Source organism: Albimonas pacifica (assembly GCF_900113695.1).
GTDB classification, from domain to species: Bacteria; Pseudomonadota; Alphaproteobacteria; order Rhodobacterales; family Rhodobacteraceae; genus Albimonas; species Albimonas pacifica.
In genome coordinates this window covers 516,301-533,403 of the sequence record NZ_FOQH01000001.1, presented here as the reverse complement: position 1 = coordinate 533,403, position 17,103 = coordinate 516,301, and the positions used below count along the sequence as shown (strand labels likewise).

Below are 17,103 nucleotides of genomic sequence, written 5' to 3'. Positions count from 1 at the left end.
CGGCCTCAGCCCACGAAGCTGCCCCCGTTCACGTCCAGCACCGCGCCCGAGGTGTAGGAGGCCGCCCGCGTGCACAGAAGCGCGATGGGCCAGCCGAGCTCCTCGGGCTCCGCCGCGCGGCCGGCGGGCAGCGCGGCGGGATCGAAGCGGATCGAGCGCGAGACCGCCTCGAACAGCGGCGTGCGCACCACGCCCGGGGCGACGGCGTTGACCATCACCCCCCGCCCCACCGCGCGGCGCGACAGCCAGCGCGCCAGGGTGTGCACCCCGCCCTTGGAGGCCGCGTAGGCCGCATAGGCCAGCGACGCCTCCTGAGAGGCGCCGCCGTTGCGCCCGGCGGCGGAGCCGACCAGCGCCACGTAGCCCTCGCCCCGCGCGGCCATGCCCGCGACGATGCCGGCGGCGAGCTGCACGGGCGCGCGGACATTGACGTGCATGACGAAGTCGAAGGCCTCCTCCGGCGACTGCCCGGGCAGGCCCTGGAAGACCCCGGCGACGTTGGCGAAGGCGAACCAGGGCGCGGCCTCGACCAGCCGGGCGCAGAAGGCGGCGTCGCGCAGGTCCCCCTGCTCGACGCGCACCCGCGCGCCCGTCGCCGCCAGCGCCTCGCGCACGGGCGCGAGGTCGGCGAGGTCGGCCAGCGTCAGATCGGCCCCCAGCTCCGCCAGGCAGGCGGCCGTGGCGCGGCCGATGCCGCTGGCGGCGCCGGTGACCAGCACCGGCCGGCCGGAGAGGTCGAGGGCCGCAGGCAGGGGACGGGACATGGCAGGGCTCCGGAAGCGGGGGGCGGGGCGTCAGGCGATCTCGAATTCGGCGGGGTTGGGGCGGGCGAGCGAGGCGGTGAAGTCCTCGTAGGTCCAGGGCCAGGAGGCGACCTTGCCGCTGCGGTCGAAATACCAGCTCGAACAGCCCCCGGCCGCCCAGACGGTCGCGGGCATCGCCGCCTCGAGCCGGGCGTTCCAGGCCTGCGTCGCCTCCTCGCGCGGCGCGACGAGGCGCGGGGTCCCGCCATCCTCGATCAGCGCGGCGAGCCCCTCGATGAAACCCACCTGCGCCTCGGCGGTCATCAGGAACGAGAAGTTGCCGATCGGGCTGTTGGGCCCGCCCACGAAGAAGAAGTTGGGAAAGCCCGGCACGGCGACCGAGCGCAGCGCGCGGCTGGAGACCGCCCACTCCGCATCCAGGTCCCGCCCCCCGCGGCCCAGCACGGTCGTCGGCCGGTGGAAGTTGAACGTGTCGAAGCCGGTGGCGAAGACCAGCACGTCGAGCGCGTGCAGCGCGCCCCCGGCGGTGCGCACGCCCTCGGGCTCGATCCCCGCGATCGGGTCCGTGACCAGCCGCGCGTTCGGGCGCTGGATCGCGTCGTAGAAGCGGTCCGAGATCACCAGCCGCTTGCAGCCCACGGCGTAGTCCGGCGTCAGCCGGGCGCGCAGATCGGGGTCTCGCACGCGGGCGAGGTTCGCGCGGCAGTTCGCCTCGATCTCGGCCAGCGCCTCGGGGTTGCGCCCGACGAGCGCGGCGGCGAAGCGGCCGTTCATCGCCTCGCCCAGCAGGTCGTAGAGGTTGCGCATCCGCTCGGGCTCGGCGGCGAAGGCGGCGCGCTTCGCCTCCGCGATCGGGCGGTTGGGGACCGAGAAGATCCACTGCGGCGTGCGCTGGAAGAGGTCGATGCGCGCCGCCCCCTCCGCCGCCGCCGAGACGATCTGCGTGGCCGAGGAGCCGGTCCCGATCACCCCCACGCGCAACCCGTCGAGGGCCAGCCCCTCCGGCCAGCGGGCGCTGTGGAAGGCGGGGCCGGCGAAGCGCTCGCGCCCCGGGATCGCCGGCAGCACCGGCTTGTGCAGCACGCCCATCGCCGCGATCACCATGTCGAAGGCGCCGGCGTCGCCCGTGGTGGTGGTCAGCCGCCAGCGGCGGCCCTGCAGCTCGGCCCGGCGCACCTCCTCGCCGCAGCGGATCAGGCCGGCGACGCCCAGCGCCTCGGCGGCCCGGTCGAGATAGGCCAGGATCTCCGCCCCGCCGGCGTATTCCGTGGTCCAGTCCGGGTTCGGCGCGAACGAATAGCGGTAGAGATGGGAAGGGATGTCGCAGGCGACGCCCGGGTAGCGGTTCTCGCGCCAGGTCCCGCCCAGCCGGGCGGCCTTCTCGAAGACCGTCGTCTCGTGCCCCGCGGCGCGCATCCGCGCCGCCGCGGCGATGCCCGAGGCGCCGGCGCCGATCACCGCGATCCTGAGCGTCATGCGCCCCTCCTTTCAAATTCCGGTTCGATTTTCGGGCGCAGGGCGGCCCCGCGCCCGCCTCGCCCTACTTCGCCGCCGCCACCGCGGCCGAGAGCGCATCGGCCACCCCGGCCGCGTCCTCGACGCCCGCGGCGGTCGCCTTCTCGATCCAGGCCGCGCGCACGAAGGCCAGGCGCCGGTGCAGGTCGGCCATCAGCTCGGGCGAAGCGGCCTGGACGAGGGTCCCCTCGCGGGCCTCCATCTCCCGGCGGGCCACCTGGTCGTTGAGGGCGTAGTTCCGGCCCACCGCGCGGGCCCAGGTCTCGCCCGCCGCCTCCATCACGATCCGCTGGTCGGCAGGGTCGAGCGCGTTCCAGCTGTCGATGTTCATCACGAATGCGAGGCCGGGGCTGAACAGGCCGCCCTCGACGAGGGTGACGTAGGGCAGCACCTCCATCAGGTTGAAGCTCTTCTGGCTGTCGAGCGGCGCGAAGGCCCCGTCGACCACCCCGCTGGCGGCGAGCTCGTAGAGCTCGGAGATCGGCTTGTTGATCGGCACGGTCCCCATCGCCTCGGCGGCGGGGATGAAGCTGGCGATGGGGTTGCGCATCTTCAGCCCCTGCAGGTCCGCGAGCGAGGCCGCGGGCGCCGAGCGGGTCACGATCTGCGCGGGCGAGGCGACCGAGAGACCCAGCAGCTTCACGCCCTTGAACTCGCCATAGCGCTCCAGCCGCTCCTGGTAGACGCGCCAGTAGGCGACCGAGACCGCCTCGGGGTCGTCGCCGATGAAGGGCAGCTCGACCACTTCGCTCAGCGGGAAGCGGCCCGGGGTGTAGCCCATGATGATGAAGGCGAGGTCGGCCAGCCCGTCCACCGCCGCGTCGTACTGGCCGGCGACGGAGCCGATCACCTTGGGCGGCGTCTCGATTCGCACCCGGCCCTCGGTCCTCGCCTCGACCTCGGCGATGAACGGGTCGATCGCGTGCTCGAGGATCAGGTGCCCCGTGGGCAGCCAGTTGGAGTAGCGCAGAACCGTCTCGGCCTGCAGCGGCTGGGCCGCGGCGCCGAGCAGCGCGGCCAGCGCCGCGCCCGCAAGCATCGTCTTCATTCCCGACCTCCCCTTCGGCGGCGCCGGCTTCTGTCGGCCGGCCACGGCCACTTATGTAGACTTTAAGGCATACACTATGAATCAACCCCCGATCAAGTTGGCCCATGTCGCATATTATATAACAAAATCAATTATATAATCCGATTGCACTTCGCTCCTTCAGACCATTAATCTAATGAAGATTCGAATCATGGCGCCCGCCCGAACGGCGGCGCGGACAGGGGAGAGGCGCATGGACGGAACCGGCGTGGTGCTGATCACGGGCGGCAGCGGCGGCATCGGGGCCGCCACGGCGCGGCGGCTGGCGCAGGACGGCTGGGGCGTGGCGCTGGCCTGGCGCTCGGGCCGCGAGCGGGCGGAGACGCTGGCCGCCGAGCTTCGCGGCGACGGCGCCCGGGCCCTCGCCCTGCCTCTCGATCTCTCCGACGCGGAGGCGACCGCGGCCGCCGTCGACGCGCTCGCCGAGGCGCAGGGCGGGCTCGCGGGGCTGGTCACCGCCCACGGCCCCTTCATCCGCATGGCCCATGTCAGCGCGATCCCGCCCGAGCAGTTCCGCCGCACGATGGAGGACGACGTCTTCGGCGCCTATCACGCGATCCACGCCGCCCTCCCCCACCTGCGCCGCAGCCGCGGGCCGCTGGTGGCGATGGCGACCGCCGCGCTGGGGCGGTATCCCGCGACCGACATGCTCTCGGTCGCCCCCAAGGCCGCGATCGCGGCGCTGGTGCGCGGCGTCGCGGTCGAGGAGGGGCGCTTCGGCGTGCGCGCCAACGCCGTCGGCGTGGGGATGCTGAGCGACGGGATGTTCGACGCGCTGCAGGCCGCAGGCCATTTCACCGAGAGCTTCGTCGAGAAGTCGCGCGCCAACATCGCCCTCCGGCGGCTGGGAACCGCGGCCGAGATCGCCTCGGTCGCGGCCTTCCTGATGTCGCCCGAGGCCGCCTACGTGACCGGCCAGTTGCTGATGGCCGACGGCGGATACGCGGTGTAGAAACGGAACATGGACGAGGCCGCGCAGCAGACATCCCCGGCGAAGCGCGCCCGCAAGGGCGCCCCCCGCCCCCCGCGGCGGGCGGAGCGCGGCGAGACGCCCGCCAGCAAGTCCGAGCAGACCCGCGCCCGCATCCTCGACGCCGCCGCCTTCGTCTTCGCGCGCAAGGGCTATTCGGACGCCCGCCTCTCGGACATCGCGCGCACCGCGCGGATGCAGACCGGCAGCCTCTACTACCACTTCGCCTCGCGCGAGGAGCTGGTGGCCGAGGTGATGCGCGCGGGCGTCGAACAGGTCCACGCCGCCGTGCGCGCGCGGATGGAGACGATCCCCGAGGGCACGCCCGAGGTCGAGCGCCTGCGCCTGCTGCTGGAATGCCACCTGCTGACCCTGATCGACGAGAACGACTACACCCGCGCCATCAGCCGCCTGCTGGGCCAGGTGCCGCCGCGGCTGCAGCTCCAGCATTCGGCCAACGGGCGACAGTTCATGGCCCTGTGGCGCGGGCTGCTGCGCGAGGGGCAGGCCTCGGGCGCGCTGCGCGCCGACGTGGACATGTCGGCGATCCGGATGCTGCTGCTGGGCGCGATGAGCTGGTCGATCGTCTGGTTCAAGCCCGAGAACGGCCCCGCCGAGCTGGTCGCGCGCGACTTCGCGCGCATGGCCGTCGACGGGCTGCGCGCCCGCCCGGACTGAGGCCGGGGCCGGCCCCGGGCCGCCGTCCGCCGGCCAGGCTGCGCCCCCCGCTGCGCGCCCGGACCCGCCGCGTCCCCGACCCGTCCGCTCCGCCTCAGGCCCGCTCCGCCGCCAGCATCCGCTCGCGCAGGGCCTTGCGCATCAGCTTGCCGGTGGGGGTGGTGGGCAGGTCGTCCACAAACTCGATCCGCCGCGGCGCCTCGTGCCGGGCGAGCCGGCCGCGCACGAAGAGCCGCAGCTCCTCCTTCAGCGCGTCGGAGGGGGCCGCGCCCTCGGCGAGCCGCACGAAGGCCGCCACGATCTCGGTGCGTTCGGGGTCCGGCAGGCCGATGACGGCGGCGAGCGCCACGGCGGGGTGAGCGATCAGCGCGTCCTCCACCTCCGAGGGCCCGATGCGGTAGCCCGAGGAGGTGATCACGTCGTCCGCGCGCCCCACGTACCAGAAGAACCCCTGCGCATCCTGCCGCCCGAGATCGCCGGTCAGCATCCACTCGCCCGCCCACTTCTCCGCGGTGGCCTGCGGGTCGCCGAGGTACTCGCGGAACAGGATCGGATGCGGCCCGCGCACCGCGATCTGCCCGATCTCGCCGGCGGGCGCCGGCGCCCCCGCGTCGTCCACGATCGCCGCCACGTGGCCCGGAACCGGGCGGCCGAGGCAGCCGTGGGGCGCCGTCATCCGGCGCTGGTTGTTGACCAGCAGGGTCGAGCATTCGGTCTGCCCGAAGGTCTCGTTGAGCGGGGCGCCGAAGACCTCCTCGACCCAGCGGTAGAGCTCGGCGCCGCAGGGCTCGCCGCCGGTGATCACGGCGCGCACCTGCAGCTCGCCGCGGCGCTGCAGCGCGGGCGGGACCTGGCGCATCATCTTCAGCATCGTGGGCACCAGGAACACCCGGTTCACCCCGTGCTCGGCGAGGGTGCGGAAGGTCTCGGCCGGATCGAAGGCGCCGGCGCGGGGCCGGGCAACCACGGTCATGCCCAGGAACAGGCCGGTCATCAGCGTGCACATGTGCCCCGCCAGCCAGGCCCATTCGGCGGGCGACCAGATCACCTCGCCGGCCTGAGGGTAGTCGTAGAGCCATTCCATCGCCGCCACCTGCCCCAGCAGGTGCGAATGCGGGGCCACCACCCCCTTGGGCTGGCCGGTGGTGCCGGAGGTGAAGTTCAGCGACAGCGGGTCGTCGGCGCGGGTGTCCGCCGTCTCGAAGCGCGAGGGCAGGCCGGCGAGCGCGGCGGGAAGCGAATCCGCCTCGCTCCCGCCCGCGTCCGAGACCAGGATCCGCACCGGGCGCCCGGCGAGGCGGACGGCCTCCCGCGCGCGGGCCTCGTTCTCGCGGTCCGCGACCAGCAGGCCGATGCCGGCGGCGCGCAGGCGGAAGGCAAGCGCCTCGGGGGCGAAGTGGGTGGACATCGGGCAGATCGCGGCGCCGGCCTTCCAGGCCCCGAGCGTCGCCGCGGGCGTGGCGAGGCCCGGCTGCGCCAGCACCCCCACGAAGTCGCCGCGCCCCAGCCCCTGCCCCTGCACCAGATGGGCGAAGCGGGCGGCCATGTCGGCGAGCTCGTCGTAGCCGTGGCGGATCACGCCGGCAGGAGTCTCGACCGCCAGCGCGGGATTGGCGCGCCCCGCGTGCCGGTCGCAGGCGTCGCGGGCGGCGTTGTAGCGCTCGGGCACACGCCAGGCGAAGCGCGCGGCGACGTCCTCCCAGGTGGGGCCCTCGATCATCACCATGGCCGTCTCCTCCCCTCGCCCCCCCCGCGGATCCTGCGCCCACGCTCCGATGGCGATATTCTAAAGATGATTCGATTTCTGGGCGCAAGGCGAGGCCCCGCCGGCGGGGCCGTCGCGCTCAGCCGATCCGGTCGTGCAGGAACGCCCCGATCCGGGCCAGCGAGCGTCCGGCCTCCGGCAGCTCGGGGAAGATCTGGAAGTGGTGGATCATCTCGGGCCAGACCTCGAGCGTCACCTCCACTCCGGCCGCCCGGGCGCGGGCGGCGAAGGTCTCCGAGTCGCTCAGGATCGCCTCGTGGTCGCCCACGTGGACCACCGTCGGCGGCAGGCCCGCGAAGTCGCCGTGGATCGGCGAGGCGAGCGGGTCGCGCGGGTCGCCCCCGCGCCCGAGGTAGATCCGCGCCATCGCCAGCAGCTTCTCGCGCGGGGTCATCGGGTCCAGGCCCGCGCGGGTGACGAGCGACTCGCCCGTCGCCTCCAGGTCCAGCCAGGGCGAGAGCAGCGCGGCGGCGCCGGGCAGCGCTTCGCCCTCCCGCTTCGCGCGAAGCATCGTGGCCAGCGCCAGCGCCGCGCCGGCGCTGTCCCCCGCGAGGGCGACCCGCCCGGGCGCATGGCCCTGCGCCAGCAGCCAGCGCCAGGCGGCGAGGCAGTCGTCGAGCGCGGCGGGATGGCGATGCTCCGGCGCCAGGCGGTAGTCGAAGGCCAGCAGCGGCAGGCCCGCCGCGGTCGCCAGCCGGTGCATCAGCCCGCGGTGGGAGCGGATCGAGCCGACCTGATAGCCGCCGCCGTGGATGTAGAGGATCGCGCCCTGTCCAGACGCCGGATCCGGCTCGGGCCCGAACCAGGCGCCGGGCATGCCGGCGACCTCGACCGGGCGGCTGGGGGGCGCCTCGGCCCCGCCCAGCGCGGCGTCGAAGTCGGCGCGCATCTCGGCGAGGGTCGTCTCGCGGGTCCAGCGGGCGAAGGTCGCCTCCATCCGCGCCTTCGCCGCCTCGATCGGGGTGCGGCCGCTCATGCCCGCATCCCCGTCAGGCGCGTGTCGATGATCGCCTCGGCCTCGGCCACGATCCGCGCGATCAGCTCGGCGCAGGGGGGCGCGTCGTGGATCAGGCCCTGCGCCTGCCCGGCCCAGATGATGCCGCCGTCCACGTCGCCCGAGACCAGCGCCTCGCGCCCGCGCTTGCCCGAGACCAGCTCCGCCACCGTCTCGAACCCCGCGCCGGGCGCCGAGAGCCGGGCCACGGCCTCGTCCGAGACCCGGTTCTTCGCCACCCGCGCGGTGTTGCGGAGCGAGCGGAAGATCAGGTTCGTCGCCCGTTCGTCGTTGGCGACGAGGAAGTCCTTGATCGCGGGGTGGGCCGGCGCCTCGGCCGTGGCGCAGAAGCGGGTGCCCATGTTGATCCCGTCGGCCCCCAGCGCCAGCGCGGCGGCGAGCCCCCGGCCGTCGGCGAAGCCGCCCGAGGCGATCATCGGGATCGTCACCCGGTCGGCCGCGGCGGGGATCAGCACCAGGCCCCCGATATCCTCCTCCCCCGGATGGCCCGCGCATTCGAACCCGTCGATGGAGATCACGTCGACCCCCATCCGCTCGGCCGCCAGCGCGTGACGGACCGAGGCGCACTTGTGGATCACCTTCACGCCGTGGGCGCGCAGGTCCTCGACATGGGGGGCGGGGTTGCGGCCGGCGGTCTCGACCACCGTCACCCCGCCCTCGATGATCGCCCGGCGATAGGCGTCGTAGGGGACCGGGTCGATGGTGGGAAGGATCGTCAGGTTCACCCCGAACGGCCGGTCGGTCATTTCCCGGCAGCGGGCGATCTCGGCCGCCAGCGCCTCGGGCGAGGATTGCGTGAGCGCGGTCAGCATCCCCAGCCCGCCCGCGTTGGAGACCGCCGAGGCGAGCTCCGCGCGGCCGTAGAACGTCAATCCCCCCATCACGATGGGATGCTCGATGCCGAGCAGCTCCGTCACCCGCGTCCGCAATGCCACCGCCGCGACCCTCCCTGGCGCCTTCCGATCCGGGGGCACCATGACGCCGGCGGGCGCCGGCATCAATAACAAAACGGTCGGTCGGTTTATTTCCTAGAGCCCGGCGCGCGGACCCGGCCGGAAGTTGACGCCGGAGCGGCGCAGACCCTCCCCGAACATCTCCGCATGGTCGGGGTTGCGGAACGGGTAGGTGGCCATGATCCCCTCGAACTCCAGCGGCAGCCCGAGATCCGAGAGCCGCCGCGCCGCCTCCAGCGCCGCGTCGCGATCGCCGGTCAGGCCCGCGAGGGCGATGCGCCGCTGGTGGGCGCGCCCGTAGGCGGGATCCCAGCTCCGCGCGCGGGTCAGCCGCTCGTCGGCGGCGTCCCAGGACTTCTCCAGCAGATGCCACAGGCCGAGGTCGGCCTCGATCACCGCGCGGTAGGGATAGACGGGGTCGAGGCGGAACAGACGCTCCTGATGCGCCCGCGCGGCCCCGGGGTCGCCGGAGAAGCCGGTGATGCAGCCGCCGAAATGGTAGTTCACCGCGGCCGAAGGGTTCAGCTCGATCGCCCGGGTCACATGCAGCAGCGCCCGCTCGTGGTTGCGGTTGGTCCACAGCTCCCCCACCGCGGCCAGCGCATGCGCCACCCACGACCCGCGGTCGATGTCCAGCGCCTGCCGGGCGGCCTCGAGCGTCGAGGAGAAGGCGCCGCGGCTGTCGGCGGCGGAGAACCCCGACATCGCCTGCTGGAAACGGGCCGTGGCGATCAGGGTCAGCGGCAGCGCCCAGCCGGGGGCGAGCTCGGCGGCGCGCAGCGCCAGGCGCTCGGCCTCGGGGTGGTGCTCCAGGCCCGAGGCGATCAGCCAGGAGGCGCGCATCGCCAGCTCCCACGCGCCCAGGTCGCCGGGCGGGCGGCGGTGGGCGCGGCGGGCCTCGGCGCCCTCCAGCTCGGGGACGATGGCGGCGGCGACCTGGGCGGCGATCTCCTCCTCGACGTCGCGCAGCTCGTCGAGGTCGCGGGCGAAGCGCTCGTCCCACAGCCTCCGGTCGCTCTGCGCGTCGACCAGCGCCGCCTGCACCTTGATGCGCCCGCCCGTGCGGCGGATCGAGCCCGAGACCAGGTAGCGCGCCCGCAGCGCCGCCCCGATCTCCGGCGCGCCCAGCGGGCTCGCGCGGAAGCGGAAGGCGGAGTTGCGCGAGATCACCGGGAACGAGCGCCAGGCCGCCAGCGCGGCGGCCACCTCGTCGGCGACCGCGTCGGCCAGCATCGGCGAGGGCGCGTCCGAGAGATCCTCGAACGGCAGCACCGCCACCGCCGGACGGTCGAGCGGGTCGTGGGCGGCGCAGGGCGCCTCTTCGGGCGGGGCCGCCCCGGCCGGCGGGAGCGGCGGCGCCTCGGGCGCGTCGTCCAGCACCGCGGCCTGGCCCACGAAGCGCAGGCCGCGGCTGTGGACGGTGCGGATCAGGCGCTGCGCCCGGCCGTCGTCGCCGATGGCGCGGCGCACGTCGCGCACCCGGCTCGACAGGGCGGCGTCCGAGACGATGCGGTCGCCCCAGATCCGCTCGAAGATCTCCTCGCGCGTGACCATGCGGTCGCCGGCGGAGACGAGCAGGTGCAGCAGGTCGAAGACCTGCGGCTCGATCGGCACGGGCTCGCCGTCGCGCCGGAGCTCGGCGCGGTCCACGTCCAGTTCGAAGCTCTCGAAGGCGAAGCGCATGGCGGATCCTTTCCGCAACGGTAACCCGAAACCGGCGCCGAACCAATGACGCAGCGCTGCGCAGGGTTTTCCCGGGGATCTGCAGGTTTCTCCAGACCGCCTGCAGACCGCCTGCAAGCCCGGACGGGCCGCCTGCGGCATGGTCCGCCTCGTTGAACGTCGACCCGGACCGCAAGGAGACGGCCCATGAACATCGAAACCCCCGCCACGGCGGACCTGACCGCGGTGAAGGCGAAGCAGCAGGCGACCTGGGCCGCCGGCGACTATCCCGCCGTCGGCGCCACCCTGCAGATCGTCGGCGAGCGCCTGGCCGAGGCCATGGACCTGCGGCCCGACGACCGGGTGCTGGACGTGGCCGCAGGCAACGGCAACGCCACGCTCGCCGCCGCCCGGCGGTTCTGCAACGTGGTCTCGACCGACTATGTGGAGAGCTGGCTGAAGGCCGGCATGGCCCGCGCCGAGGCCGAGCGCCTGCCCGTCGCCTTCCGCGTGGCCGACGCCGAGGACCTGCCCTTCGACGACGGCTCCTTCGACGCCGTGCTGTCGACCTTCGGGGTGATGTTCACCGCCGACCAGGAGGCCGCGGCGGGCGAGCTGGCCCGCGTCTGCCGCCCCGGCGGGCGCATCGGACTGGCCAACTGGACGCCCGAGGGCTTCATCGGCCAGCTGTTCCGCACCATCGGCCGCCACGTCCCCCCGCCGCCCGGCGTGCGCTCGCCGCTCGAGTGGGGCGCGGAGGCGCGCATCGACGCGCTGCTCCGTCCGGGCGCCCGCGCCATCGAGTTCAACCGGCGCGAGTTCGTGTTCCGCTTCCGCTCCCCCGCCCACTGGATCGAGCTGTGGCGCCGGGTCTACGGGCCGATGAACAAGGCCTTCCTCGCCGTCGGCCCCGAGGGCGCCGCGGCCCTGGAGGCGGATCTCGCGGCGCTGGCCCGCGAGGCCTCCGTCGACGAGACCGCGATGATCGTGCCGGCCGAATACGCCGAGATCATCGTCTACCGCGCCTGAGCCTGTCGCGCGGGGCCGCCCCCTTCGGCCCCGCGCCCCTCCCCCAGTTGCGAGGTCCCTGCCATGTCCGCCGCCCGCGTCGCCGCCTCCCGCTCCCTGCCGCTGTTCGAGAAATATGGCGGCATGTCCGTCCTGCGCGGCGTGATCATGGACTTCTACGACCGCGCGCTCGACAGCGACCTGGTCGGGCCGTTCTTCGAGCAGGTCGACATGGCCCGCCTGATCGACCACCAGACCAAGTTCATGGCCATGCTGCTGGGCGGCCCCGCCAGCTTCGCCGAGGAGCGTCTGGCGCGCGCCCACGCCCACCTGGGCGTGACCCATGCGCATTTCGACGAGATCGCCGCGCTGATCTCGGCCACGCTCGCCGACTCCGGCTTCTCGGACGAGGACCGGCGCGCGGTGCTGGCCGCCGTCGAGGCGCGCCGCCCGCTGATCGTGGGATGAGGAGACCGCCATGCCGCCCCCGAACATCTCCGCGAAGCTGCTCGACGCGATGGGCGTCGGGCTGTGCCTGGTCGACGCGCCGTCGCTGACGATCCTGTTCCGCAACCCCGCCTTCGCCGCGCTCTACCCCGCGGCGGAGCCCGGCGTCCCCGTCGCCGCGGCGGTCGAGGCGCTGCCGCCCGAGACCCTGCTCGCCGCCGTCGACGGCCCCGCGCTGGAGCTGCGCGCGCGCCCGAAGCGTCGCGAGCTGATCCTCGAGACCCGGGTCCGCCGGGCGATGCACGACGACCGCCCGATCCTGGTGCTGGAGTGCCAGAACGTCTCCCGCCTCAAGGAGACGGAGGCGATGATCGACAGCTACGTGGCCCTGACCGAGCGCCGCAACCGCGAGCTGGAGCGCGAGAAGGTGCAGGTGGAGAAGCTGCTGCTGAACATCATGCCCCGCACGGTCTACGACGAGTACAAGACCTTCGGCTCCGTCGCCCCGCGCCTGTTCGAGCCGGTGTCGGTGATCATGCTCGACTTCGTGGGCTTCACCGAGATGGCGGCCTCGGCCGATCCGACCACCACGGTGGCGGAGCTCAACGACCTGTTCACCGCCTTCGACCGGATCGGCGAGATGCATGGCTGCGAGCGGATCAAGACCATCGGCGACTGCTACATGGCCGTCGCCGGCCTGCCGCACGCGAACCCCGAGCACACGCTCTCGGCCGCGCGCTGCGCGAGCAAGATGATCCGCTACCTGCACCGGCGCAACCAGACCCACCCGCACCGCTGGCGGGCGCGGATCGGGCTGGCCTCGGGGCCGGTGGTGGGCTCGGTCGTGGGGGTGCAGAAATACGTCTACGACGTGTTCGGCCCGGCGGTGAACCTCGCCGCGCGCCTGCAGGCGCTGTCGGACCCGATGGAGATCACGGTGTGCGAGAGCGCGGCCGCCGACCTGTCGGAGGAGTTCGCCCTCCTGCGCCCCCGCACCTCGCGGATGAAGGGCTTCGGCGCGGTCTCGGTCGCGACCCTCGCCCCCCGCCCCCCGGCCGCCGCGGTGGCCTGAGAGCCGGGCCTGCGCGCGCGCCTCGCGGCCCGGGCTTGCCTTGGCGGGCTGGTCCGGGGACTAGCTTCTCCCCGGGGGTCCGCACGGCGGCCCCCGAAGGACGCGCGAACAGGAAAGGCGATCGCATGAAACAGGTGACCCTCAAGGCGCCGGGCGGGCTCGACAACCTGACGATGGCCGAGGTCGACGCCCCCGCCGCCCCCGGCCCGGGCGAGATCCTGGTGCGGGTGAAGGCGAGCTCGCTGAACTACCACGACTACCGCGTCTGCTCGCTGCCGGGCGCCCTGCCCGACGGGCGCATCCCCATGGCCGACGGCGCCGGCGTGGTCGAGGCGGTGGGCGAGGGCGTGAGCGAGTTCGCGAGGGGCGACGCCGTCGTCTCCTGCTTCTTCCCCGAGTGGCAGGCGGGCGACGAGCGGCCCTTCGACTTCTCGACCGTCCCAGGCGACGGGCGCGACGGCTTCGCGCGCGAGCAGGTCGTGCTGCCCGCGACCTGGTTCACCCCTGCGCCGAAGGGCTGGACCCACGAGGAGGCCGCCACCATCACCACCGCGGGGCTGACCGCCTGGCGCGCGCTGGTGGTGGACGGCGGGCTGAAGGCCGGCGACACGGTGGCGGTGCTGGGGACGGGGGGCGTCTCGATCTACGCGCTGCAGCTCGCCAAGGCGATGGGGGCGCGCGTGATCGCCACCTCCTCGTCCGACGCGAAGCTGGAGCGGCTGACCGCGCTGGGCGCCGATCACGTCGTCAACTACCGGACCACGCCCGAGTGGGGCGCGGAGATGCGCCGCCTGACGGGCGGGCGCGGCGTCGACCTGGTGGTCGAAGTCGGGGGCCCGGGCACGCTCGCGCAGTCGATCGTCGCCGGCCGGCCCGGCGCGCATCTGGCGCTGATCGGCGTGCTGACCGGGCGCTCGGGCGAGATCCCGACCGCCCTGCTGATGGCCCGCCAGCAGCGCCTGCAGGGCCTGATCGTGGGCTCGCGCACCCACCAGCGGGACTTCGTGCGGGCGCTGGACGCGATGAAGCTGCGCCCGGTGGTGGACCGCAGCTTCCCGCTGGACGCGCTCGCCGAGGCCTTCCGCTACGAGGAGAGCGGCGCCCATTTCGGCAAGATCTGCGTCTCGATCTGAGCGGCGGGGCGGGGGCGGGCGCTCAGCCCATCCCCGCCTTGCGCATCGCCGCCAGCGTGCGGACCGAGACCGGGGCCGCCAGCACCGCGGTCACCGCGTCGACCACGGCCGCGATCTGCACCTCGGCGAGGCCTGCGTCCCAGCCCTCCCCCGTCGCCTCGCGCACCTGCTCCAGCCGGCCGAGCCCTGCGACCTGGGTCTGGAAGGCCAGCCCGTAGCGCTGGCGCAGCAGCGGCGGCGGCAGGTCGGGGCGCGCCTCGGCCAATGCCTCGCGGCAGAGCGCCAGGGCGCGGGCGTCGGGGCCGGCGTCCACATGGCGCCAGACCGGCCGGTCGTGCCAGATCTGCGAGCACAGGCGGATGAAATGCCCCGGCCGCTCGCCCCGCAGGTGGTCGGCCATCGGCTCGACCATCGCGCGCGCGATCTCCTCGGGCGCGAGGGGGCGTTCGCCCGCGGCGGCGCGCATCGCCGCCAGCATCCCCGCGCGCACCCGGTCGGCGGGGCGGGCGCGCAGGGCGAGGATCGCCGCCACCAGCGCCTCGCGCGAGTCGAAATAGTACTGCACCACCGAGGCGTTGCGCTGCTTCGCGGCCTTGGCCACCTGGCGCAGGGGGGTGTTGGCGATGCCCTCGGCCGCGAACACCCGCTCCGCCGCGAGGATCAGCGCCATGCGCGTGTCCCGCCCCCGCCGGTCGCGCGCGCCGACCTTGCCCTCGCCCGCGGGCGGCGGCCCGTCCTGCGCGGGATCGAGGTCGGACATGAGCGGCTGCGCCTCCGATTGTCGCCGCCCGACTAATATCTCTTCATTATTTCAGCGGCAACGCGTATCTCGGACAGGCGCGAGCGGGTGCGGCGATTCATTCTCCATGGGAGGTGATTACGCGGCGCCGGAGGGCATGGAGCAAGGCCGGCGGCACGGGAGGTCCGGCTGAAACTTAATGCCTCTGCATTCAATCTTGCGCCAACCTCGCGCGGCGACCCCGCGCCCGAACCGCCAGGGAGAGCGCCCATGACCACCCAAGCCGTCCCCCCCGAGGACCCCCGGCGCGCGGCCGAGCCGCTGACCCGCGCCATCCACGCCGCGGTGCGCGAGAAGCTGGATTTCGCGCAGACCCGCGACGCGCAGAACGCCGCCCGCGGCCTCGTCGCCCCCGTCCCCGACGGCGGGCGCATCGCGCGCGAGGACGGGCGCCTGGCCTGGGATCTCTCGGCCTACGCCTTCCTCGACGGCGACGCGGAGATCGACACCGTCCACCCCAGCCTGCTGCGTCTGGCGCGGCTGAACATGAACAACGGCCTCTTCAAGGTGGTGGACGGGGTCTACCAGCTGCGCGGCATGGACCTCGCCAACATGACGGTGGTCGAGGGCGAGACGGGCGTGATCCTGATCGACTGCCTGCAGACGCCCGCCACCGCGACGGCGGCGCTGGAGCTCTACTACGCCCACCGCGGCCGCCGGCCGGTGAAGGCGCTGATCTACACCCACAGCCACGTCGACCACTACGGCGGCGCCCATGGCGTGCTCGACCCCGCCGACGCCGCCGAAGGCCGCGCCGCGGTGATCGCGCCCGACGGGTTCATGGAGGCGCTGGGGGGCGAGAACGTGCTCGCCGGCGTCGCCATGACCCGGCGCGCGCAGTTCCAGATGGGCGCGCTGGTGCGCCCCGGCCCGAAAGGCCAGGTGGACGCGGGCCTCGGCAAAGGTCCCGGTCGCGGGCCGGCCACCCTGATCGCCCCCACCCGGCTGATCGTCGAGCCGGTGGAGACGCACGTGATCGACGGCGTCGAGGTGGTCTTCCACCTCGCCCCCGGCACCGAGGCGCCGGCGGAGATGCACATGTTCTTTCCGGGCCTGAAGGTCCTGAACATGGCGGAGAACGCGACGCCGCTCCTGCACAACTTCTGCCCGCTGCGCGGCTCCGAGGTGCGCGACCCGCGGATCTGGTCCCACTACCTCGCCGACGCCGTCGACCGCTTCGCCGACCGGACCGAGGCGCTGATCTGCCAGCACCACTGGCCCACCTGGGGCTCGGCCGAGATCCGCGACTTCCTCGAGCGGCAGCGCGACCTCTACAAGCACATCCACGACCAGACGGTGCGGCTGATGAACCTCGGCTGGCGCCCGGCCGAGATCGCCGAGGCGGTGACCCTGCCCCCTTCTCTGGAAAGCGATTTCCGCATGCGGGGCTATTACGGCACGGTCAGCCACAACGTGAAGGCGGTCTTCCAGCGCTACCTGAGCTGGTACGACGGCAACCCGGCCAACCTCGAGCCGCTGCCCCCCAGGGAGGCCGCGAGGAAATACCTCGACTACATGGGCGGCGCCGGCTCGGTGATCGCCAAGGCGCAGGCGGACTTCGACCGCGGCGAATACCGCTGGGTGGCGCAGGTGCTCTACCACGTGCTGTTCGCGGACCCCGAGAACGCGGCCGCCCGCGCCCTGGCCGCGGACGCGTTCGAGCAGCTCGGCTACCAGGCCGAGTCCGCCACCTGGCGCAACGCCTACCTCTACGGCGCGCAGGAGCTGCGCCGCGGCGTCATCCGCCTGCCCCCCACGCCGATGCTGAGCCCGGATCTGCTGAACGCGGTGTCGCTCGACATCCTCTTCGACTTCATCGCGGTGCGGCTGGACGCCTCGAAGGCCGTTGGCATGCGCTGGACGATCGACTGGCACGTGACCGACGCCGGCCCCGAGGGGGCGCGCGTGGCCCAGACCCTGTCCAACGAGACCCTGAGCCAGATCGTCGGAAAGGCCGCGCCCTCCCCCGACGCCTGCGCCCGCCTGACCCGCGCCACGCTGGTCGAGCTGACGCTCGCGCGTCTGACGCCCGAGGACGCCGTGGCGCAGGGGCTGATGCGCGTGGAGGGCGACGCCTCCGCCGTCACGGGCCTCTTCGCGATGCTCGACCGGTTCGACATGCAGTTCGACGTCGTGACGCCCTGAGGGCGCCGCCGCTCCCGCCCGACGCGCCGCCGCCCGCCCGGCGCGTGCGGGGCGGGCGGCGGGAGGCCCCGGGTCAGGCCCGGGGCGCGC

At 73.8% G+C, this 17,103-nt stretch carries 15 protein-coding genes; 7 read left to right on the top strand and 8 right to left on the bottom strand.

All coding sequences use genetic code 11. The features are described 5' to 3' along the window. Positions 1–5: 5 nt before the first annotated feature. From BM064_RS02140 to BM064_RS02130, 3 genes are all read right to left on the bottom strand, one after another. The gene (locus BM064_RS02140; protein WP_092857347.1) at positions 6–764 is read right to left on the bottom strand and encodes an SDR family NAD(P)-dependent oxidoreductase; all 759 of its coding nucleotides are present in this window, start codon (positions 762–764) and stop codon (positions 6–8) included. A 30-nt stretch (positions 765–794) separates the two neighbouring features. Further along, positions 795–2,240 (bottom strand): flavin-containing monooxygenase, encoded by a 1,446-nt coding sequence (locus BM064_RS28290; protein WP_092857345.1) that lies wholly within the window; start codon positions 2,238–2,240, stop codon positions 795–797. 64 nt (positions 2,241–2,304) lie between these two features. Continuing rightward, positions 2,305–3,327, bottom strand: a complete 1,023-nt coding sequence (locus BM064_RS02130; protein ID WP_092857343.1) for a TRAP transporter substrate-binding protein — start codon at positions 3,325–3,327, stop codon at positions 2,305–2,307. Between the two features lie 232 nt (positions 3,328–3,559). Here BM064_RS02130 and BM064_RS02125 point away from each other — a divergent pair, with 232 nt between their 5' ends. Then, a complete protein-coding gene (locus BM064_RS02125) occupies positions 3,560–4,318 on the top strand; it encodes an SDR family NAD(P)-dependent oxidoreductase (RefSeq protein WP_092857341.1) in 759 nt (252 codons plus the stop codon). Positions 4,319–4,327: 9 nt separating this feature from the next. Then, a complete protein-coding gene (locus tag BM064_RS02120; protein ID WP_092857339.1) occupies positions 4,328–5,014 on the top strand; it encodes a TetR/AcrR family transcriptional regulator in 687 nt (228 codons plus the stop codon). A 94-nt stretch (positions 5,015–5,108) separates the two neighbouring features. On the opposite strand, the gene BM064_RS02115 is transcribed toward BM064_RS02120, so the two are convergent. The 4 genes from BM064_RS02115 to BM064_RS28285 all read right to left on the bottom strand — a co-directional run bounded on the left by BM064_RS02115 (position 5,109) and on the right by BM064_RS28285 (position 10,430). After that, complete coding sequence (locus BM064_RS02115; protein ID WP_092857337.1) at positions 5,109–6,740, bottom strand: acetate--CoA ligase; 1,632 nt, start codon at positions 6,738–6,740, stop codon at positions 5,109–5,111. A gap of 118 nt (positions 6,741–6,858) precedes the next feature. Next, positions 6,859–7,755: an alpha/beta hydrolase gene (locus tag BM064_RS02110; protein ID WP_092857335.1), complete on the bottom strand. Its 897-nt coding sequence runs from the start codon at positions 7,753–7,755 to the stop codon at positions 6,859–6,861. Continuing rightward, the gene (locus BM064_RS02105; RefSeq protein WP_092857671.1) at positions 7,752–8,729 is read right to left on the bottom strand and encodes an NAD(P)H-dependent flavin oxidoreductase; all 978 of its coding nucleotides are present in this window, start codon (positions 8,727–8,729) and stop codon (positions 7,752–7,754) included. The genes BM064_RS02110 and BM064_RS02105 overlap by 4 nt, the downstream gene beginning before the upstream one ends. Before the next feature lie 93 nt (positions 8,730–8,822). After that, positions 8,823–10,430: a winged helix-turn-helix domain-containing protein gene (locus BM064_RS28285; protein ID WP_177236115.1), complete on the bottom strand. Its 1,608-nt coding sequence runs from the start codon at positions 10,428–10,430 to the stop codon at positions 8,823–8,825. Positions 10,431–10,616: 186 nt separating this feature from the next. Between BM064_RS28285 and BM064_RS02095 the strand changes: the two genes are divergently transcribed. From BM064_RS02095 to BM064_RS02080, 4 genes are all read left to right on the top strand, one after another. Then, positions 10,617–11,438, top strand: coding sequence for a class I SAM-dependent methyltransferase (locus BM064_RS02095; protein ID WP_092857331.1), 822 nt, complete (start codon positions 10,617–10,619; stop codon positions 11,436–11,438). A 63-nt stretch (positions 11,439–11,501) separates the two neighbouring features. Next, positions 11,502–11,885 (top strand): group I truncated hemoglobin, encoded by a 384-nt coding sequence (locus tag BM064_RS02090; protein ID WP_092857329.1) that lies wholly within the window; start codon positions 11,502–11,504, stop codon positions 11,883–11,885. 10 nt (positions 11,886–11,895) lie between these two features. Next, complete coding sequence (locus tag BM064_RS02085) at positions 11,896–12,936, top strand: adenylate/guanylate cyclase domain-containing protein (protein WP_092857327.1); 1,041 nt, start codon at positions 11,896–11,898, stop codon at positions 12,934–12,936. A 125-nt stretch (positions 12,937–13,061) separates the two neighbouring features. Continuing rightward, positions 13,062–14,069, top strand: a complete 1,008-nt coding sequence (locus tag BM064_RS02080; protein WP_092857325.1) for a zinc-dependent alcohol dehydrogenase family protein — start codon at positions 13,062–13,064, stop codon at positions 14,067–14,069. 22 nt (positions 14,070–14,091) lie between these two features. Here BM064_RS02080 and BM064_RS02075 read toward each other — a convergent pair whose 3' ends face one another. Further along, positions 14,092–14,829 carry a TetR/AcrR family transcriptional regulator gene (locus tag BM064_RS02075; RefSeq protein WP_092857323.1) on the bottom strand — a complete coding sequence of 246 codons (738 nt, stop codon included), beginning with the start codon at positions 14,827–14,829 and terminating at the stop codon, positions 14,092–14,094. A gap of 249 nt (positions 14,830–15,078) precedes the next feature. Between BM064_RS02075 and BM064_RS02070 the strand changes: the two genes are divergently transcribed. Next, positions 15,079–17,013: an alkyl/aryl-sulfatase gene (locus BM064_RS02070; RefSeq protein ID WP_092857321.1), complete on the top strand. Its 1,935-nt coding sequence runs from the start codon at positions 15,079–15,081 to the stop codon at positions 17,011–17,013. The last annotated feature ends 90 nt before the right edge of the window (positions 17,014–17,103 follow it).